This is a genomic window from Pseudomonas pudica (assembly GCF_015680405.1).
GTDB lineage: Bacteria > Pseudomonadota > Gammaproteobacteria > Pseudomonadales > Pseudomonadaceae > Aquipseudomonas > Aquipseudomonas pudica.
Genome location: NZ_JADLJS010000045.1, coordinates 1 through 19,620, shown reverse-complemented (window position 1 = coordinate 19,620; position 19,620 = coordinate 1). Strand labels below are relative to the sequence as shown.

General features: G+C 64.5%; 17 protein-coding genes. 13 read left to right on the top strand and 4 right to left on the bottom strand.

Features of this window, described 5'->3' with window-relative positions:
- Positions 1–33: 33 nt before the first annotated feature.
- The 3 genes from IRZ77_RS22560 (at position 34) to IRZ77_RS22550 (ending at position 4,118) form a co-directional block, all read left to right on the top strand.
- Complete coding sequence (locus IRZ77_RS22560) at positions 34–1,581, top strand: AMP-binding protein (protein ID WP_196174462.1); 1,548 nt, start codon at positions 34–36, stop codon at positions 1,579–1,581.
- Between the two features lie 14 nt (positions 1,582–1,595).
- Positions 1,596–2,762, top strand: coding sequence for an acyl-CoA dehydrogenase family protein (locus IRZ77_RS22555; protein WP_046616311.1), 1,167 nt, complete (start codon positions 1,596–1,598; stop codon positions 2,760–2,762).
- A gap of 102 nt (positions 2,763–2,864) precedes the next feature.
- Positions 2,865–4,118, top strand: coding sequence for an MFS transporter (locus tag IRZ77_RS22550; protein WP_046616310.1), 1,254 nt, complete (start codon positions 2,865–2,867; stop codon positions 4,116–4,118).
- 12 nt (positions 4,119–4,130) lie between these two features.
- Here the strand turns inward: IRZ77_RS22550 and IRZ77_RS22545 are convergent, their stop codons facing one another.
- On the bottom strand, positions 4,131–5,075 hold the full coding sequence (locus IRZ77_RS22545) for a LysR family transcriptional regulator (RefSeq protein ID WP_196174461.1): 945 nt from the start codon (positions 5,073–5,075) through the stop codon (positions 4,131–4,133).
- A 214-nt stretch (positions 5,076–5,289) separates the two neighbouring features.
- Here IRZ77_RS22545 and IRZ77_RS22540 point away from each other — a divergent pair, with 214 nt between their 5' ends.
- From IRZ77_RS22540 to IRZ77_RS22525, 4 genes are read left to right on the top strand one after another with little or no spacing between them, the layout of a single operon-like run.
- Positions 5,290–7,140, top strand: a complete 1,851-nt coding sequence (locus tag IRZ77_RS22540) for a DUF1302 domain-containing protein (protein ID WP_046616308.1) — start codon at positions 5,290–5,292, stop codon at positions 7,138–7,140.
- A 22-nt stretch (positions 7,141–7,162) separates the two neighbouring features.
- Positions 7,163–8,473 carry a DUF1329 domain-containing protein gene (locus IRZ77_RS22535; RefSeq protein ID WP_046616307.1) on the top strand — a complete coding sequence of 437 codons (1,311 nt, stop codon included), beginning with the start codon at positions 7,163–7,165 and terminating at the stop codon, positions 8,471–8,473.
- Entirely contained in the window at positions 8,473–8,859 is a 387-nt protein-coding gene (locus IRZ77_RS22530; protein ID WP_046616306.1) for a YidH family protein, read from the top strand. Before IRZ77_RS22535 ends, IRZ77_RS22530 begins: the two co-directional genes overlap by 1 nt.
- The gene (locus tag IRZ77_RS22525; RefSeq protein ID WP_108481375.1) at positions 8,852–9,145 is read left to right on the top strand and encodes a DUF202 domain-containing protein; all 294 of its coding nucleotides are present in this window, start codon (positions 8,852–8,854) and stop codon (positions 9,143–9,145) included. The genes IRZ77_RS22530 and IRZ77_RS22525 overlap by 8 nt, the downstream gene beginning before the upstream one ends.
- 82 nt (positions 9,146–9,227) lie before the next feature.
- On the opposite strand, the gene IRZ77_RS22520 is transcribed toward IRZ77_RS22525, so the two are convergent.
- Positions 9,228–11,189 (bottom strand): alkyl/aryl-sulfatase, encoded by a 1,962-nt coding sequence (locus IRZ77_RS22520; protein ID WP_153671706.1) that lies wholly within the window; start codon positions 11,187–11,189, stop codon positions 9,228–9,230.
- A gap of 101 nt (positions 11,190–11,290) precedes the next feature.
- Positions 11,291–12,214 (bottom strand): LysR family transcriptional regulator, encoded by a 924-nt coding sequence (locus tag IRZ77_RS22515; protein WP_085601500.1) that lies wholly within the window; start codon positions 12,212–12,214, stop codon positions 11,291–11,293.
- An 83-nt stretch (positions 12,215–12,297) separates the two neighbouring features.
- Between IRZ77_RS22515 and IRZ77_RS22510 the strand changes: the two genes are divergently transcribed.
- Genes IRZ77_RS22510 through IRZ77_RS22490 form a run of 5 tightly spaced genes read left to right on the top strand, consistent with a single transcriptional unit; the run spans position 12,298 to position 18,137 of the window.
- On the top strand, positions 12,298–13,536 hold the full coding sequence (locus tag IRZ77_RS22510) for a 3-hydroxyacyl-CoA dehydrogenase (protein ID WP_196174460.1): 1,239 nt from the start codon (positions 12,298–12,300) through the stop codon (positions 13,534–13,536).
- Positions 13,533–15,308 (top strand): acyl-CoA dehydrogenase C-terminal domain-containing protein, encoded by a 1,776-nt coding sequence (locus tag IRZ77_RS22505; RefSeq protein ID WP_196174459.1) that lies wholly within the window; start codon positions 13,533–13,535, stop codon positions 15,306–15,308. Before IRZ77_RS22510 ends, IRZ77_RS22505 begins: the two co-directional genes overlap by 4 nt.
- Positions 15,309–15,340: 32 nt before the next feature.
- Positions 15,341–16,504 (top strand): iron-containing alcohol dehydrogenase, encoded by a 1,164-nt coding sequence (locus IRZ77_RS22500; RefSeq protein WP_108481439.1) that lies wholly within the window; start codon positions 15,341–15,343, stop codon positions 16,502–16,504.
- Entirely contained in the window at positions 16,504–16,956 is a 453-nt protein-coding gene (locus tag IRZ77_RS22495; RefSeq protein ID WP_085601503.1) for an acyl-CoA thioesterase, read from the top strand. The genes IRZ77_RS22500 and IRZ77_RS22495 overlap by 1 nt, the downstream gene beginning before the upstream one ends.
- On the top strand, positions 16,953–18,137 hold the full coding sequence (locus IRZ77_RS22490; protein ID WP_135002554.1) for an acetyl-CoA C-acyltransferase: 1,185 nt from the start codon (positions 16,953–16,955) through the stop codon (positions 18,135–18,137). Before IRZ77_RS22495 ends, IRZ77_RS22490 begins: the two co-directional genes overlap by 4 nt.
- 37 nt (positions 18,138–18,174) lie before the next feature.
- Here IRZ77_RS22490 and IRZ77_RS22485 read toward each other — a convergent pair whose 3' ends face one another.
- Entirely contained in the window at positions 18,175–19,035 is an 861-nt protein-coding gene (locus IRZ77_RS22485; RefSeq protein WP_196174458.1) for a CAP domain-containing protein, read from the bottom strand.
- Between the two features lie 143 nt (positions 19,036–19,178).
- Here IRZ77_RS22485 and IRZ77_RS22480 point away from each other — a divergent pair, with 143 nt between their 5' ends.
- Positions 19,179–19,475: a DUF3144 domain-containing protein gene (locus IRZ77_RS22480; protein WP_015269483.1), complete on the top strand. Its 297-nt coding sequence runs from the start codon at positions 19,179–19,181 to the stop codon at positions 19,473–19,475.
- Positions 19,476–19,620: the final 145 nt, after the last annotated feature.

Below are 19,620 nucleotides of genomic sequence, written 5' to 3'. Positions count from 1 at the left end.
CGACCGGGTCTTAACCGCGACGAGAACAACAACGTGAACCTCGCAACCCTAACCAGTCGAAGTGCCAGATACTGGCCGGAACGTTTGGCGGTGATCGACCGCCATACCCGGCTTACCTTTGCCCAGCTTGAACAGCGGACCAATCAGTTGGCCTCGGCCTTGTTGGCCCATGGCATCGCCACCGGCGAACATGTCGCGATCCTGGCTCCCAACCGGGTCGAACTGGTGGAGGCGGAGGTGGCTTTCTACAAGGCCGGCCTGGTCAAGGTCCCGGTCAATGCACGCCTGGCGCTGGATGAAGTGATCCAGATACTGAACGACGCCTGCAGCGTCGCGCTGATCGCCGACCCACAAGCTGCCGAGGCCTTGCTGGCGCGCAGGCAGGAGGTGCCTGCGCTGCGCCTGATCGTTACCCTCGGCGAGCAGGGCGGTGACATCGGCTACGCCGCACTGCTGGCCCAGGGCAGCAGCCAGCCAGTCAGTTGCGACCTGCCTGACGAAGCACTGGCCGTGTTGCACTACACCTCGGGCAGTTCCGGTGTGCTCAAGGCAGCAATGCTCAGTGTGGGCAACCGCAAGGCGCTGATCCGCAAGAGCATCGCCAGCCCCACGCGGCGTGCCGGCCCAGGCGACATCATGGCCCATGTCGGCCCCATCACCCATGCCAGCGGCATGCAGCTGATGCCGCTGCTGGCGGTGGGCGCCTGCAACCTGTTGCTGGATCGCTACGACGACCAGTTGCTGCTCGAGACCATCCAGCGCGAGGGCGTGACCCGGTTGTTCCTGGTACCGGCCATGATCAACCGTCTGGTCAATTTCCCCGGGGTCGAGCGCTATGACCTGAGCAGCCTGCGCCTGGTGATGTATGGCGCAGCACCAATGGCGCCAGCGCTCGTCAAGCGGGCCATCGAAGTGTTCGGGCCGATATTGGCCCAGGGCTACGGTGCTGGCGAAACCTGCTCGCTGGTGACGGTGCTGACCGAGCAGGACCACCTGTGCGAAGACGGCGACTACCGCCGGCTGGCCTCGTGCGGACGATGCTACTTCGAGACCGACCTGCGTGTAGTGAACGACGATTTTAGCGACGTCCAGCCAGGCGAGGTGGGCGAGATCGTGGTCAAGGGCCCGGACATCATGCAGGGCTACTGGCGCGCACCGCACCTTACCGCAGAGGTGATGCGTGACGGCTACTACCTCACCGGCGACCTGGCCACAGTGGACCAGCAGGGCTACGTGTTCATCGTCGACCGCAAGAAGGAAATGATCATTTCCGGCGGCTTCAACATCTACCCCAGCGAAGTCGAGCAGGTGCTCTACAGCCTGCCGCAAGTGTTCGAGGCCGCCGTGGTGGGCGTGCCCGACGAGCAGTGGGGCGAAGCGGTGCGTGCAGTGATCGTGCTCAAGCCTGGCATGCAGCTGCAGGAAAACGAGGTGATCGAACATTGTGCCCAGGCCCTTGCCGGGTTCAAGAAACCGCGCGGGGTGGACTTCGTCAGCGAGCTGCCGAAGAACCCCAACGGCAAGGTGGTGCGCCGCCTGATTCGAGACGCCTACTGGCAAAACAGCGAACGCCGCATTTGACCTGAGGAATTGCCATGTACCAGCCAAGTGAAAAGGCCAGACAGATCATCGAGGCCATCGGCGGCTTCGTTCGCAACGAGATACTGCCCCTGGAACAAAGCGCCGGCCTCAGCTGGGCCGAGCCCCACCCGCGTGAAGTGCTGCAGCAGGTGTGGCAGCGCTCGTGCGAGCAGGGCTTCTACAACATCATGCTGCCTGAAACGATCGGTGGTGCAGGATTGAGCGTGTCCGATTTATGTGCGGTGAAAGAGGCCACGGTGCTGACTGGCTCCATGCTGGCGCCGCATATTCTCGGCGAGCTTTCCGGGCCGCCGCGTGTTGGCCACCTGTTCAAGGTGGCCAGCCCAACCCAGGTCGAGGCATTCCTGCAGCCGGTGTGCCGGGCCGAAAAGGCCGTGTGCTTCGCGCTGACCGAAAGTGAAGCCGGGTCCGATGCCACGGCGATCAGGACTACCGCCCGGCGTGAAGGCGAGTACTACGTGCTGAGCGGGGCCAAGCGCTACATTTCCGGTGCACCTTATGCCGACATCGCGGTACTGCTCGCGGTCACTGGTCCCGGGCGCGGCGCCCAAGGCATCTCGGCATTCTTTGTCGAGCTGGATGCGCCGGGAGTGCGGGTAGAAAGCGATTACTCGGTCATGTCCGGCGGCGGCGCCCATGGCGACATCCTTCTCGATGAGGTACGGGTGCCGGTGGCCAACCGCATTGGCGAGGAAGGGCAGGGCTTCAAGCTGGCAATGGGCCGCATCACCCTCAATCGTCTGCTGCATTGTCCAACCATGCTGGGCCTGGCGGGGCTGGCGCTGAACCTGTCGATCGACTACGCCCGCACGCGCAAGCAGTTTGGCCAGCCGATCGCGATGTTCCAGTCGATCAATCACATGATCGCCGACATGGCCACCGAGCTGCATGCGGCACGCAGCATGGTCTATGCCACTGCCGCGCTGAATGACGCCGGTGGCGATATCCGTACCCAGGCGCCGATGTGCAAGCTGTTCGTATCGGAAACGGCCTTCCGTATCGCCGACCGTGCCGTGCAGATTCATGGGGGGGCCGGGCTGTTGCGGGGCAACCCGGTGGAGTGGATTTTCCGTGCGACCCGTATGATGCGCATTCTTACCGGAACCAGCGAAATCCAGCGCAACACCATTGCCAAGGGCGTGCTCATGCCCGAGCAGTGAAACTGCACACCCGGCCTCGATTGGCCGGGCTCTCCCACAAGAACAATAAGAGAGATCGACATGACTCATACTGACTCCCCCGCGCGTGCAGGCACGGCCTGGATGATTGCGGTACTGCTGGCGATGCTTATGTTGGTGAACTTCCTGGACAAGGTGGTCATCGGCCTTGTAGCGGTACCCATGTCCAGGGAACTGGGTTTGTCCCCGGCCGAGTTCGGCCTGGTAGGCGGCGCGTTGCACTGGTTCTTCGCCATCTCTGCGGTGGTCGGCGGCTTCATGGCCAACCGCCGGCCGACCCGCACGCTGCTGTTGGGCATGGGCGCGTTCTGGGCACTGATCCAGTTGCCCATGCTGTTCGTCACCTCCCTGTGGGCGATTGTCGCTTGCCGGGTGTTGCTGGGCATCGGCGAAGGGCCGGCGTCACCGGTGGCTACCCATGCCTTGTACAAGTGGTTCCCCAACGACCGGCGCAACCTGCCGGTGGCGCTGTTGCATACCGGTAGTGCACTGGGGCTGCTGGTGGCAGGCGCAATGATTCCATGGATCAGCGTGCACTATGGCTGGCGCATGAACTTCATCGTGCTGGCTCTGATCGGCGCGGCGTGGTGCGCGCTGTGGTGGGCATTGGGGCGCGAGGGTACGCTTGACCGCATCCGCCCCGGCCAGCTCAAGGAAGAGCAGGCGCACATCGCCTACCGTCGTCTGCTCGGCGACCGCACGGTGCTGGGCAATTACCTGTGCCACTTCGCCGCCAATTGGTCGCTGGCCCTGACCTTGACCTGGGTGCCGAGCTACCTGGAAACCGGGCTGGGCATCGACCCGATCATGACCGGCCGGGTGTTCGTGCTGTTCGTGGTGGTGACCACGCCGCTGAGCCTGTTCATGGCGTGGCTGTCGCAGCGCATGATGCGCGCCGGGGTGGCGACGCGCTGGTCGCGCGGAGCCTTCGTCTCTCTGTGCCTGATTGCCAGCGGGTTGCTGTCGGCGGCGTTGTTCCTGCCGGGTCTGGGCAATGTCGAGCGAATCATGAGCCTGACCTTCAGCGGCGGGCTGGCGCTGGTCATGTACTCGGTGGGGCCAGCCATGCTGGCGGAGTTCACGCCTAGCGGGCAGCGTGGCGGCATTCTGGCTATCGGCAATGGTATCGCTTCGCTGGCCGGGCTGGCGGCACCCGTAGTCACGGGTTTGCTGGTGCAGGGCGCCGGAGCCGACCACCCGGCAGGGTATGGCCAGGGCTTCCTGGTGTGCGGGGCGGTGCTGGTGATCGCCGGGTTGACCGGGCTGGTGTGGATGGACCCGCAGAAAACCCGCCAACGGCTGCTGCAGGTGGACACGGCTGCGCTGGCCCGGGCCTGAGCTGCGCTGCGTTCAGAGGCTCTGCTGCGGCAGTGGAGCACGCTCGATCAGGGTGCCTCTCCAGCGCTCGCTGCGCACCGCATCCACCAGCAGCCCGCGCACCAGGTCGCGCATGCAGGCGGCGGCGAATGACAGTGGCTTGTGTTGCGAATGGGCCAGGGCAATGGTTCGGGTGATGCGCGGTTCCACGATCAGCCGCGCACTGGCAGGGGCTGCCAGGTCCAGCAAGGGCGGCCAGTTGCTGATGGTCGCCGCCAGGCCGGCACGTACCAGGCTGGTTATGCCGGGTGCCGACTGCTGTTCATAGCTTGAATCCAGCGTCACGCCGGTTTCCATGGCCGCCTGCTCGATGCGCCTGCGCAGGTGCAGGCTGCGCGGCGGCATCACCAGCCGGCTCGACGCTGCCTCGGCCAGAGTGATTGGTGAGTCGTCCGGACCATGCGCAGGCAGGCCTACCCAGTACAGGTCTTCGGAGAACACGGGTTCGGCAACCACGTGCGCCAGCTCTTCGGCGTTGGGCACCACACCGAAATCCACCTTGCCCAGCTCGATCGCCTGGCCGCCTTCGCGGCTCAAGCCGTCCCATACGGTGAGCTTGATGCCGGGAAAGCGTGCCTGCGCCTGGGTGATGATGGCTGGCAACAGCAACGCCGAAGCCGTGGCCGGAATCGAGATGGCCACGTGGCCCTTGGGGTTGCCCCGGCTGGATTTGAGTTCGTCCTTGACCGAGTCGAGCTTCTGTGTCACCGAGCGTGCCACCTCGTACAGCTGGCGCCCTGCATCGGTCAGCTCGATGCCGTCATGCTGGCGCGCCAGCAATTGCATTTCCAGTTCGCTTTCCAGCAGGCCTATCTGACGGCTCAATGCCGGCTGGGCAATGAACGCGTGCCGCGCGGCGTTGGAGAAACTGCCGGCTTCGACAATGGCAATCAGGTAACGCAGCTGTTTCAAAGTCATGGCGATTCTCAGGCTATGCCGAAGTGGTATGGCAACTATCGGGAGACGTTATTTGTTCCGGTCTGGTGGCCTACTTAGTATCAGGGAACACCGAATCGAGGATAACAGAAACGTTCGCTTATTTACCCAAGCCCTTTCATACAAGCCTTTGCGCCGTGTTACGGCGCTAACTCGCAACTCACTCTCGAATAAACACAATAAGAGGTTAAGAGTGATGGCATTCCGTACTTCTGGTCTTTCGGGGCCGTTGTCGTTGCTTGCATCTGCACTTTTTTCTATGCCTGCCCTGGCCGTGCAATTTAATCTTGGAGCGTTTGAAGGACAGTTTGATTCAGCGCTTTCGTTTGGCACCAGCATTTCCACTGCCAACCCGGACCCGGCTTTGCACAATAGTGCAAACAGTGATGACGGCCGCCTGAACTTTGCCTCGGGTGATGTGTTTTCGGCAGTGTTCAAAGGTACCCATGATCTGGAGCTCAAACATGCCAACCTGGGTGTGTTCCTGCGTGGCACCTACTGGTACGACACGGCGCTGCGTGACCATGACCAGCGCTTCAAGGCGGTCGAGGACAACAACCGCAAGCGCTCGGCCAAGACCGCAGGTACACAGTTGCTCGACGCCTTCGGCTACTACCTCTACGACATCGATGGCCAGCCAGGTTCGGTAAGGCTGGGCAAGCAGGTGGTGAACTGGGGCGAGAGCACCTTCATCCAGGGCGGACTGAACGTCATCAATCCCTTCAACCTGGCGGCGTTGCGCCGCCCAGGTTCGGAGGTGAAGGACGCGCTGGTACCGGTGAACCTGTTCTATTTCACTCAAAACCTGACCGAGGCGTTGTCGGTCGATGGCTTCTACCAGCTGGACTGGGACCAGACCCAGCTCGACAACTGCGGCACGTTCTTCTCCAACAACGACTTCCTGCCCGATGGTTGCGATGGCCTGGACGTGGGGGCCAGGTTGCTTGGCAACCCGGCTGCCGTGGCCGGCCTTGCACCGTTTGGCGTGAACCTGACCAGCGAAGGCGTGCGCATACCCCGGGGCAGTGACCAGGATGCCCGCGACGGCGGGCAGTGGGGCGTTTCGCTGCGCTGGTACGTGGCGGCGCTGGACACCGAGTTCGGTGCCTACGCTGCCAACTATCACAGCCGCACGCCTTATCTGGGGACGGTCAGCAGCCCATACTTCGACAACAGCCGCTTCGCCCCACAGTTGTGCGCCAACCTGGGCATTGGCCCGGCCGGCTGTGCCGGGTTTCTCGGTTCCGCTGCCGGTCAGTCGCTGGTCGGCGCATTGCGCCTGGGTACCTCCCAGTACCGCGTGCAGTACCCCGAGGACATCCGCATGTACGGTTTGTCGTTCGCCACCACCCTGCGCAGCGGTACGGCTCTGCAGGGTGAGCTGAGTTACCGGCCGAATATGCCCATGCAGCTCAACGGCACCGACATCATCCAGTCACTGCTCAATGTCGAGGGGCGTTCACCTTTGCTGGGCGACGGGCTGCGGCCAGACAGCGCCAGCACCTTGTTCGATGGCTACCGGCGCAAGGAGGTGACCCAGCTTCAGGTGACCGCCGTGCATGCCTTCAGCCAGGTACTGGGGGCCAACCAGATGCTGCTGGTGGGCGAGGCCGGGGCCACCTACGTCGGCGGGCTGGAGGGCGGCACAGGCCCGCGTTACGGCCGCTCGGGTACCTTCAACAGTGGCGAACTGGCGGACAACAGCGTATGCCGGGCGATTTCCAAGACGCCAGAGCACTGCAACGACCAAGGCTTCATGACCCCGTTCTCCTGGGGCTACCGGCTACGCGCCACCTTGACCTACCCCAACGTGATCGCCGGCTTCGACCTGCGGCCAAACCTGTCCTGGTCGCACGATGTGCACGGTACAGGCCCGGTGGAGGGCTCGGCTTTCAGCGAAGGCTCCAGGGCCATTAGCGTCGGGCTGGATGCGACGCTTGCCAGCACCTACAGCCTGAGCCTGTCGTACACCGACTTTATCGACGGCGATTATGGCACCCGTGGCGACCGGGACTTTGTCTCGCTGAGCCTGGGCGTCACCTTCTGAGGGCATGATGATGAAAATGCGAATGCTGATGATCGGCCTGTTCTGGGCCAGCGCCGGGTTGGCTGCAGCAGGCCTGCCTGACAACCTGACCCCTGTGGGCGCTGAACGTGCAGCCAGCCCGGACGGCCGTATCCCGGCCTGGCAAGGCGGGTTGACAGTAGCCCAGCAGCGCTTGGGCGACAACGGCACGCCGCTGGATCCGTATGCCGCCGAGCAGCCACTGTACCGGATCACGGCGGCCAACTATCGGCTTTACCAGAGCCAGCTTTCCGACGGCCAGGTAGCTTTGCTCAAGCGCTTCCCGCAAACCTTCGAACTGCCGGTCTACCCTACCCATCGCAGCGTGGCGGTGCCTGCCGGAGTCGCCGCCTCGGCCGCCCGCAACGCAGTGCAGGTGCAGCTGGATGACCAGGGCAACGGGCTGCGCGGGTTCAGTGGCGTGATTGCGTTTCCTCGGCCGGACAATGGCCTGGAGGTGATCTGGAACCACCTGACCCGGCACCGCAATGCCAGCTACATTCAGATGTCCGACAGCGTCACACCGCTCAAGAACGGCCGCTTCGTGCTGATGAGCGCGCGCCAGGACCTGGCCCGCCCGGAAGGCCTGAGCGGGCTGGGTGCAAGCAATGTGCTGTATTACTTCACCTACCGCATGATGGCACCATCACGGCTTGCCGGTGATGCCATGGTGGTCCATGAAACCCTTGACCAGGTAGCCGAGCCCCGCTTGTCCTGGGTCTACAGTGCCAGTCAGCGGCGTGTACGGCGCGCGCCGAGCATCGCCTACGACACCACCGGGCCAGGCACTGCCGGCCTGCGTACTGCCGACAGCCGCGACATGTTCAATGGCGCCCCCGACCGTTACCAATGGAAGTTGCTGGGCAAGCAGGCCCTGCATGTGCCCTACAACAGCTACCGCCTGGCATCGCCCGAGCTGAGCTATGCCGAGCTGATCAAACCTGGCCATGTGAATCCGGCGCCTACTCGCTACGAGCTGCATCGGGTGTGGGTGGTGGAGGCGACCCTGAAGCCCGGGGCACAGCACATCTACGCCAAGCGACGCTTCTATGTGGACGAAGATACCTGGGCCATTCTCGAAACCGACAGCTACGATGCTGGCGGCCAGCTGTGGCGTACATCACAGGCCCACAGCTTTTACCACCCGGGCGGCGAGGTGGCGGTCAACGCAATGGAGGTCACCTATGACCTCAAGAGTGGCCGCTACCATGCGTCAGGGCTGATCAACGAGCAGCGTCGCCCGTTTGACTTCAATGTTCGCACCAGCCTTTCGTATTTCTCTCCCGGCGCTTTGCGCAGCTTTGGCGTGCGCTGATGGACGTGTTCGAACCACGGCCGGACTGGACTCGGCGCCTGCTGGGGCAAGGCGAGGCGCCCGACCCTCGTTTCACCCTGGCCAACGAGCGCACGTTCCTGGCCTGGATCCGTACCGCGCTGGCGTTGCTGGGAGGTGCTATTGCCATCGAGACCTTTGCCGGCCAGGCCCTGCAGGCGCCGCTTCGGCTTTGGCTGGTCGGCGGCCTGATGTTGTTGAGCACGCTGCTGAGCGCCGGCGCCTGCCTGCGCTGGCTGCGGGTGGAGCGTGCCTTGCGCCAACGCCGGCCATTGCCGCTGCCAGCGCTGGTGCCGATGTTGGCACTGGGTTGCCTGGTCGCGGCATTGATGGCCGCTGCCGTGTTGTGGCCGCGTTGGCATGCTTGACCCGGGTTTGCAGGCCGAACGCACCGAACTGGCCTGGCGGCGTACCTGGCTGGCGCTGGTGGCAGTCGCGGGGCTGGCTTTGCGACAGGGCGACCTGCCGCTGGCCGCACTGGTGGGCTGCGCAACGCTGATGCTGTTGGCCCGCCAGGGGCGGCGCTACAGCGAGGGCCTGGCGATGTTGCGCGCCGAGCGCGGTCAGCCTGCGATTCTGCCGGTATTGGCGCTGGGTGGCGGGGTGTGCCTGATGGCGCTGGCAGGGTTGTACCGCTTGGCGAACGGGGGCTGAAACCTCTCCCACAGGTACAATGTGAGTCTGAAAGCCAAGACGGTACCGGTGGGAGCGGGCTTGCTGGCGAAGACGCCGGGGCTCAAGGGGTCACGATGTTGAAACGGGAATCGGCGTTCTCCAGGCCGCCCATGAAGCGCAGGAACTTCACCCGCTCACCCTCGATGGAGATTTCGCCCAGGGTGGCCTCCTTGAGGAACCCGGTCTGCTTCAGGGCAATGCGGTCCAACGTCTGTTTGCTCATGCTCACCTGCACATCGGCCTGGGCGTGACGAGTCAGGTCGCGATGGGTGAGCACGCCGTTGCGCAGGGTCAGGGCGTAATCTTCGCCCAGGTCGGTGAAGCGCCAGTTGATGCTGAGGTCGCTATCCGCCGCCTTGAAGGCATCCACTCGTACCCCCAGGTAATCGAAGAACAGGCTGGGTGTCAGTGCCCGCACCATGTCGTCGGCATTGCCGCCACTGCCGGTGGCGGCGGCTACTCCACCGCGCAGCTCCTGGGCGCCGCTGAGGTAGGCATTGCGCCAGGTGGCGTTCTCGCTCTGGTAACCCAGCTGCTCCAGCGCATCGGCCTGCAGCTCGCGCGCTGCGGTATTGCCCGGCTCGGCGAATACCAGATGGTTCACCAGCTGCGCGACCCAGCGGTAGTCACCTTCGGCAAAGGCTTGGCGTGCCTGGGACAGCACCTGATCGGCGCCACCCATTGCCGCCACGTAGCGCTTTCCGGCAGCTTGCGGCGGCAGTGGGTCGAGGTTGGCCGGGTTGCCATCGTAAAAGCCCATATAGCGTTGGTAGACAGCACGTACGTTATGGCTGAGCGAGCCATAGTAGTCGCGGCTGTACCATTTGCTGGCCAGGCGCGGCGGAAGGCTGGCCAGGCTCTGGGCGATTTCCATCGGTGTCTGGCCCTGGTTGATCAGGCGCAAGGTCTGGCTATCGATGAAGGCATACATGTCACGCTGGTCGGCCAGGTATTCGCGGATTGCCGGCCCACCCCAGGTCGGCCAGTGATGCTGGGCAAACACCACCTCGGCCTGGTCGCCGTAACGCAACAGCGATTGGTCCAGGTAGTGCGCCCAGACTTTCGGGTCGCGCACCAGCGCCCCGCGCAGGGTCAGCACATTGTGCTGCACGTGGGTGGCGTTCTCGGCCATGCACAATGCCTTGAGCCCAGGGAAGTAGATGTTCATCTCCGCTGGCGCTTCGGTGCCCGGGGTCAACTGGAACTCTACCTCCACGCCGCTGAGGGTCATGCGTTGCAGCGGTTGGCTGATTTCCAGCGTCGGCGCTATCAGGCTGACGGTGGCGTTGGCCGGCACTCCTTTGCCCAGACCGGCATCCACTTGGCCGCGTGGCCCGCGGGGCAGGGGGGCGCCGTACATGTACTGGGCGCGGCGCTTCATGGCCGGGCCGGCCAGCACGTTTTCGCCGATGGCATGCTCGAAGAAACCTTCAGGTGCAATGACCTGGACCTTGCCGGCCTTTACGTCCGCCTCGTCGATCACCCCGCGCGCGCCGCCGAAGTGGTCGATGTGTGGGTGGGTGTAGATGAGCGTGGTCACCGGCTTGCGCGGGCGGTGCCGGAAATACATCTCAAGGCCAGCCCTGGCGGTTTCGACGGCCAGCAGCGGATCGAGCACGATCAGCCCGTCCTGGCCTTCGATGATGGTCATGTTGGCCAGGTCCAGGCCGCGAACCTGGTAGATGCCTTCGGTGACCTTGAACAGCCCGGCGATGGTGTTCAGCTGGGCGATGCGCCACAGGCTCGGGTTTACCGTGGCCGGGGCCTGCGCCGGGTCGAGAAAACGGTACTGGCCCAGGTCCCACACTGTCTTGCCATCGGCGGTCGCGACCGGCCCGTCGAAGCGCTCGATCAGCCCGCGCCGGGCCGCCTCGTAATCCCGGTGGTCATCGAAGGGCAGGCGTTGCAGCCATTGCTGGTTGCTGGCCTGGGTGGCCGGGGTGGCGTCCTTTGCCGCCGTAGTGGCCAGGCTCGGGAGGGGCGCCAGCAGGGCGAGCGCCAGCATCGACAGTGGGAAGCGCATGGTGTGTCCTTGTTGTTATCGGGGCGGACCACTGTAGGGGACCGGTTCGGGCACCAGCCAATACCAGAGCGGCATGGTTGCCATCGCATTTGCTGATGGCCTCAGGCAGGCGGGAGCTCCAGGATCTGCTCCACCAGCCAGGCAAGGGCGGGGTCGTGCCGGCGGTGGGTCAGGTGCACCAGTTCCAGCTCGAACGGCTCCAGGGCAAAGGGCAGTTCGTGCACCGTGAGGGGCAGCAACTTCGCGAACTGCTGTGCAAGTTGCCGCGGCAGCACCACGCACATCTCGGTGGCGGCAGCCAGATGCGCGGCTTGCAGGTAGTTGGGAGTGGTGTACGCAATTTGCCGGGTCAGGCCTTGTTCGGCCAGCCATTGGTCGACCATGCCCCGGGTCTGGCCACCGTGTACCCAGATATGCCGCAAGCCGAGGAACGCCTGAAGGTCCAGCGCCTGGTCCGGCGCCAGTTGCGGATGCTTCTGGCGCAGCGCGACTTGCAGGGTTTCACGCCGCCAGGGGCGACGGCTGAAGCGTGCCGGCACCTCGTCGAAGCGCCCCAGTACCAGATCGAGGTCGCCGCGGTCCAGCGCTTCGGCCGGCAGGTTGGGAGCCAGGTGCACCACATCGATGCGCAAGTGTGGGGCCAGTACCTGCAGGCGTGCCAGCAGCGGTGGCATGCACAGCTGTTCGACGAAGTCGGTGAGGGCGATGCGCAGTTGACGGTGGCTGCGCTGTGGCTCGAAGGCATCGCCGGTGGCCAGGGTCTGCTCGATCTGTTGCAGGGCCGCTCGAATCGGCCCTTCCAGTGCCAGTGCTCGCGGCGTAGGGCGCATGCGCCGGCCAACACGAACCAGCAGCGGGTCGCCCAGCTGGTCGCGCAGCCGCGCCAGGGCGTTGCTTACCGTGGGCTGGGTCAGGGCCAGTCGTTCAGCCGCCCGCGAGACATTCTGCTCGCGCAGCAGCATGTCGAAGACCCGTAACAGGTTCAGATCGAAGTTGGAAATATTCATGGCCAGAATATATGGCATACGAAATGGAAATTTCAAAAATACCTGCGGCCTGCTTAGGGTGATGCCTGTCCTCATACCTACAACAAGCAGGAGCGTTGCGCGTGAATACCCCCTTTCCGATCAACCAGGTGGCCGTGATAGGCGCAGGTACCATGGGCCGCGGCATCGTCATCAGCCTCGCCAGTGCCGGCCTGTCGGTGCTGTGGCTCGACAGCAACGCATCAGCCCTGGACGCTGGCCTGAGCATGGTCAGCCAGGCCTGGGCCCAGCAGGTGGAAAAGCAGCGTGTAACCCAGGCCGAGGCCGAAGCCTGCCTGGCGCGCGTGCAGGCGGTGGATGGTTACACCGCGCTGGCCCAGGCCGATCTGGTGATCGAGGCGGTGTATGAAAGCCTTGAACTCAAGCAGGAAATCTTCCGAGCCCTGGATCAGTACCTCAAACCTGAGGCGATCCTGGCCAGCAATACCTCGGCGCTGGACATCGACGCGATCGCGGCGGTGACCCAGCGACCGTCGCGGGTGCTGGGCCTGCATTTCTTCAGCCCCGCGCATGTCATGAAGCTGCTCGAGATAGTGCGCGGCGCGCACACCGACCAGGCGGTGCTCGATACCGCCCTGGCGCTGGGCGAACGCCTGGGCAAAGTGGCGGTAGTGGCCGGCAACTGCCCGGGTTTCATCGGCAACCGCATGCTGCGCAGTTATGTGGCCGAAGCGCGCAAGTTGCTGCTCGAAGGCGCGCTGCCGCACCAGGTGGATGCGGTGCTGCAACAGTTCGGTTTTGCCATGGGCCCGTTCCGCATGTACGACGTGGTAGGCATCGACCTGGAATGGCGCGCCCGTCAGCTGGCCAGGCAGGGTATGCACGATCCGCTGGTGCAAGTGGACAATGCGCTGTGCGATCTGGGCCGGCTGGGTCAGAAGACCGGGAAGGGCTATTACCGTTATGCACCTGGCAGCCGCCAGGCCGAGCATGACCCCGAGGTCGACGCCCTGGTGCTCAGGGTTTCCAACGACCTGGGTTACCGTCGCCGGGGCATCAGTGCGGAGGAAATCGTCGAGCGCTGCCTGCTGGCGCTGGTCAACGAGGGGGCCAGGATTCTGCAGGAAGGCATCGCTGCCGACAGCACCGACATCGACCGGGTGTGGCTCAACGGCTATGGCTTCCCGGTGGCCACAGGTGGCCCGATGCGCTGGGCCGATGACCAGGGTGCAGCATTCATCCTGGCCCGGCTGGAGTACCTGCAAAGCGTACTGGGCGAGCATTGGCGCCCGGCCGGCCTGCTCTACTCGATGGTGGCCAAGGGCAAGCGCTTCGACCAGCTGGCGGAGGCTCAGGCATGAATTACCAGGCTCCCTTGCGCGACATGCGCTTCGTGCTGCACGAGCTGTTCGACGTTGCCGGCCATTGTCGGCAGCTGGGCATCGATCTGGACCGCGACACCCTCGACGGCATCCTGGAAGAGGCCGCGCGTTTTACCGGCGAAGTCGTCGCTCCTCTCAACCGCAACAGTGACGAGCAGGGCTGCCAGTTGGCCGGGGGGGAGGTCACCACGCCCGACGGTTTTCGCGACGCCTACCGGCAATACGTCGCCCATGGCTGGGCCAGCATGACCGGCCCGCAGGCTTACGGCGGACAAGGCCTGCCGCAAATGGCCTCGGCCAGTTTCCACGAAATGCTGATGGCCGCGTCGTTGTCGTTCCGCATCTATTCCGGCCTCACCGAAGGCGCCGTGCTGGCCCTGCATCGCCATGGCAGCCCGGCGCTGCAGCAGGCCTACCTGGCGCCCATGGTCAGTGGCGAGTGGGCCGGTACCATGTGCCTCACTGAACCGCAGGCCGGCACCGACCTGGCCTTGCTGCGCACCCGCGCCCAGCCGCAGGTCGACGGCTCCTATCGCATCACTGGCAGCAAGATCTTCATCAGTGGCGGCGAGCAGGACCTGACCGACAACATCATTCATCTGGTGCTTGCCCGCCTGCCCGATGCGCCTGCCGGGGTGCGGGGCATCAGCCTGTTCCTCGTGCCGAAGCTGCTGCCGGGTGGCGAGCGCAACGCGCTGGGTTGTGGTGCGCTTGAGCACAAGATGGGCATCAAGGGTGCCTCGACTTGCGTGATGAATTTCGACGGTGCCCTGGGATGGCTGGTGGGTGAGGCCAACCAGGGCTTGGCGTGCATGTTCACCATGATGAACGACGCCCGTTTCCAGGTCGGCCTGCAAGGGCTGGGCATTGCCGAGGCGGCTTTCCAGGGTGGCCTGGCCTATGCTCGCGAACGCTTGCAATCGCGCGCGCTGACAGGCCCGGTTGCGGCGGACAGGCCGGCCGATCCGATCATCGTCCACCCGGATGTGCGACGCATGCTGCTGACCCAGAAGGCCCTCACCGAGGGCTGTCGCATGCTGGCTATCTACACGGCCCGGCAGCTTGACCTGGAGCACGCAGCGGCGGGCGATCAGGCACGCCAGGGCGCAGCCCGACGGGCGGCGCTGCTGATCCCGATCGTCAAGGCGTTCTTCACCGATGTCGGGCAGGAGGTCGCCAGCCTGGGCGTGCAACTGTACGGCGGGCACGGCTATATCCGCGAATGGGGCATGGAGCAATTGATGCGTGATAGCCGCATCACCCAGCTCTATGAAGGCACCAACGGCATCCAGGCCCTCGACCTTGTGCGCCGCAAGCTGCTGGGCGATGGCGGGGCCGAGCTGAACCTTCTGGTCGATGAACTGGCCCTGCAGGTCGAGGCGGCTGGTGCCGGTGGTGGTCTGCATGCCATGGCGGCAGCGGTCGGGCAGCGCCTGGAGGAATGGCGCGCACTGGCCGGCCATGTCGTCGAGGCTTGCCAGCATGACCCCCAGGAAATGGGCGCGGTCTCGGTGGACTTCCTGGCTTACTCGGCCTATGTGCTGCTTGCCGCGTTGTGGCTGCAGGCGGCCATGCGCGCCGAGGCGGCCCTGGCGGGTGGCAGTGCCGAAACGGGTTTCTATCGGGCCAAGCTGCACGCGGCGCAGTTCTACTGGCGACGTGTCCTGCCCCGTGCCACCGCCCACCGTGAAGCCCTGCTGGGCGGTGCAGATTGCCTCATGGCGCTGCCAGCGAGCGACTTTGCCTTTTAGCGCTCGGCCAACGACGACACAAGGAGAGCCAGATGCAGCCTTTCAGTTTTGCCACTACCGGACAGATACTCTGCGAAGCGGGCGCGGTGCAACGCCTTGCCACTCTGTGCCGCGAGCGCGGCGCACGGCGTGTGCTGATCGTCAGTGACCCCGGTATCGCCCGCCTGGGCATGCTCGATGACCTGCTGCCGGGGTTCACGACGGCCAAGGTCGGCGTGGCGATCTTCAGCGAGGTCACCGCCGACCCCAGCGAAGCCTGTGTGCTGGCGGCCACCCAGCGGGCCCGGCATATCGGCGCCGACCTGGTGGTAGGCTTTGGCGGCGGCAGTTCGATGGATGTCGCCAAGCTGGTCGCGCTGCTGGCTCACCGTGACTGTACCCAGCCGCTTGCCGAGCTCTATGGCATAGACAAGGCCAAGGGCCGGCGCTTGCCGTTGATCCAGGTGCCGACCACGGCCGGCACCGGTTCGGAGGTGACGCCAATCGCCATCGTCACCACCGGCGCCACCAGCAAGATGGGCATCGTCTCGCCCCTGCTGTTGCCGGACCTGGCGGTACTTGATGCCGTGTGCACCCTCGGCCTGCCCCCCGCGGTAACCGCTGCGACCGGCATCGATGCGATGGTGCATGCCATCGAAGCCTATACCAGCCGTCTCAAGCGCAACCCGCTGTCGAGCCTGCTGGCCCGCGAGGCACTGCGGCTGCTGGCGGAGAACCTGGACCAGGCCGTGCACAACGGCGGCAACCTGGATGCGCGCCAGGCCATGCTGCTCGGCGCCTGCCTGGCCGGCCAGGCGTTTGCCAATGCCCCGGTGGCGGCGGTACACGCCCTGGCTTATCCGTTGGGTGGGCACTTCCACATTCCCCATGGCCTGTCCAACGCACTGGTGTTGCCACATGTGCTGCGCTTCAACCTGCCCGTCGCGGTGACGGACTATGCCCAGCTGGCGGTGCCCCTGTTGGGCGCGCGGTTGCAGCCTGGCGACCTGCACCGGCAGGCTGACCAGTTCGTCGAGGAACTGGCTGTGCTGGGCGCCCGCTGCGGTTTGCCTGGGCGACTGCGCGATGCCGATGTTCCGCGCCATCGCCTGCCGCAACTGGCAGAAGATGCCATGCAACAGCAGCGCCTGCTGGTCAACAACCCGCGTGAGGTCACCCAGGCCGATGCACTGGCCATCTACGAGGCGGCCTACTGATGAGCGTGCATCGGCAACGTGACTATTATCGGCACTTCACGCCCATCGCCACCCGCTGGCATGACAACGACGCCTATGGGCACGTGAACAACGTGGTCTATTACGGCTTTTTCGACAGCGCCGTGAACCGCCTGCTGATCGAGCAGGGCGGACTGGATATCCACCACGGCGCGGCGATTGCGCTGGTGGTCAGCTCGGCCTGCGACTACCAGTCGCCTGTAGCGTTTCCGCAGGACATCGAGGTGGGCCTGGCGGTAAACCGGCTGGGCAACACCTCGGTGCAATACCAGTTGGCCGTTTTCATCCAGGGCCAATCCCTGGCCTGCGCCACCGGACGCTTCGTCCATGTGTTCGTCGACCGGCAGGGTCGACGCCCAGTCCCGGTGCCTGCCCGTTTGCGGCAGGTGTTGAGCGAATTGCAGCCCTTGTCCCCTGAGGAATTTCGACCATGAAAGACGCCGTGATCGTAGCCACTGCCCGTACACCCATCGGCAAAGCCATGCGTGGCGCCTTCAACGACCTGAAAACCCCCAGCATGACAGCCGTCGCCATTCGCGCAGCCGTCGAACGGGCTGGTATCGAGCCGGCGCAGGTGGAGGACCTGGTGCTGGGTACCGCCATGCAGAGTGGTACTGCCGCTATCAACCCTGGGCGTCTTTCGGCGCTGGCAGCCGGTTTGCCGCAGTCGGTCAGCGGGCAGACCCTCGACCGCCAGTGTGCGTCGGGCCTGATGGCCATCGCCACAGCGGCCAAGCAGATCATTGTCGATGGCATGCAGGTGACCATCGGCGCCGGCCAGGAGCAGATCAGCCTGGTGCAGCAGGTGCACAACCAGCTTGCCAGCGAGGCCTGTGACCCTGCCGTGCTGCGCATGAGCGAACACGCCTACATGCCGATGCTGCAAACCGCGGAGTTCGTCGCCCGCCGCTATGGCATCAGCCGGGATGCGCAGGATGCCTACGCCTTGCAGTCGCAGCAACGCACTGCTGCGGCGCAGGCGGCGGGGTTGTTCGCCGATGAAATCGTACCCGTCACGGCACGCAGGAAGGTGGTCGACAAACTGACCGGTGCGGTGAGCCATGAGCAAGTCTGCCTCAGCCAGGACGAAGGCAACCGGCCGGCGACCACCCTGGCAGACCTGCAAGGGTTGAAGCCAGTTGTCGAAGGCGGCTGCGTGACGGCTGGCAATGCCAGCCAGCTGTCTGATGGCGCCAGTGCCTGCGTGCTGATGGAAGGCGCCCTGGCCGCCCGCTCGGGCAGGGCGCCGCTGGGGCTGTATCGTGGCATCGCCGTGGCTGGGCTTGCGCCTGAAGAAATGGGTATCGGCCCTGTGCTGGCGGTGCCCAGGTTGCTGCGCCAGCACGGCCTGACGGTGGACGACATCGGCCTGTGGGAGCTGAACGAGGCGTTCGCCTGCCAGGTACTCTACTGCGCCCAGCGCTTGCAGATAGACCCTGCGAAGCTGAACGTCAATGGCGGTGCCATCGCCATCGGCCACCCCTACGGCATGAGCGGGGCGCGGATGGTGGGGCATGCGCTTCTGGAGGGCAAGCGGCGCGGTGTGAAGTACGTGGTGGTGACCATGTGCGTTGGCGGCGGGATGGGCGCGGCGGGGCTGTTCGAAGTGCTGTAGCAAAGGTTTGTCTGGCCAGCCCCGGAGCCTGGGCCGGTCAAGGCGCGCCGAACAGCATCGTCCAGTAAACGCCGTTATCGCTACGCGAGTTTTCGGCAAAGGCCGCACCTACCTGGGTAAACATCGGGTTCATCAGGTTGGCGCAATGCCCGGGGCTGGCCAGCCAGCCTGCCATCGCCTTGCTCGGCGAGCCCTGGCCTGCGGCAATGTTCTCGCCGATCTGCCGCCCACGGTAGCCGGCATCCCATGCCCGATCCGCGGGCAGATCACCGTCGAGGTCGCGGTGCGCGAAAAAATTGTCGTTGGCCATCGCCCGGCTGTGGCGCTGCGCCGCCGTTCCCAGGGCGGTGTTCCAGGTCAACGGGCGTGCAGCGGCAAAGCGCTTGCGACCACACAGGCGCGGCTTCGCCCGTGCAGCGTTCACCTGTGCCAGCAACGCGTTGCTTGCCGATCGCCTATCGTCAAGCTGGGCATCGAGCAGGGGCCGAGCCAGCAGCACCCGCCATTCATTGCGTGAGCGACTGACGCCGATATCGGCATATTGGCTATCGAGCAGGGCTGCGCAGTAGTCGCTGCGGAGCATGTCAAAGGCCTCCTCGGCATCTCGCGCGCCGACCAGGCGGATGGCCCGCACCTTCACCGCCTGATAACCCGCAGCCTTCAATCCTTCCCGCAAACCCCCGCTGTAGCCGACCGGCAACGCCAGTTTCGGTTTCAGCACCAGCGGTGTCGAGCCCCGGACAATGCGCCGCTCGCAGCGCTGTGGCTGGGTGCGATAGTCGTTGATGGCTGCCACCAGTTGCCTTTCCCCGCTGGCATGGGCGGGGTTGGCAAACAGGGGAAGTAAAGGAATGAAGCAGAGCGAGACAAAGGGGAAGCGACGGACTGCTTGGCGCATGGGGTGAATGGCTCTGGTGGATAACGACGGCAAGGCCGATTTGAAAGCTCGGCTAAGACTGTGCGGCTCAATACAGGTTCACGTGTACGGAGTACAATTTTTCGCGGGTACTCAACGTGAATGCTGCAACAAGGTAAACCGCAATGACACAAGCTACCGATCAGGCTTTTTACGACCGCGCGGATGCGCATATCGAACTGGCGAACCAGCAGATCGAGAAAATCGAAGACCTGGGCAAGGTCAGTGCCTCGCTGACCTTCGGCGCCTCGCGCTTCAATGCCTGGATGAGTGCCCGCAGTTTCAAGACCAGTGCCGAACTGGCTGCCGCGCGGGAAGAGTTGTTGAAGTACTTCTGCGAGCAGTACCGGATGATGCTCGAGGATAACCTGGACGAGCACATCGAGCATTTTGACCGGTATGTGCTGGGCAAAGGCGACTGAGCCATGGGGGCGCGATCTCATGGAGCTGCACAAGGCTCATTGAATTAGCAGGGGCCCTGTGGGAGATTCTATGGTTGTGGGCAATGCTTTTTGCCCCCTTTGCTCATGTATTCGCCTTGAGTCTTCATCAAGGCGAATGCAATTC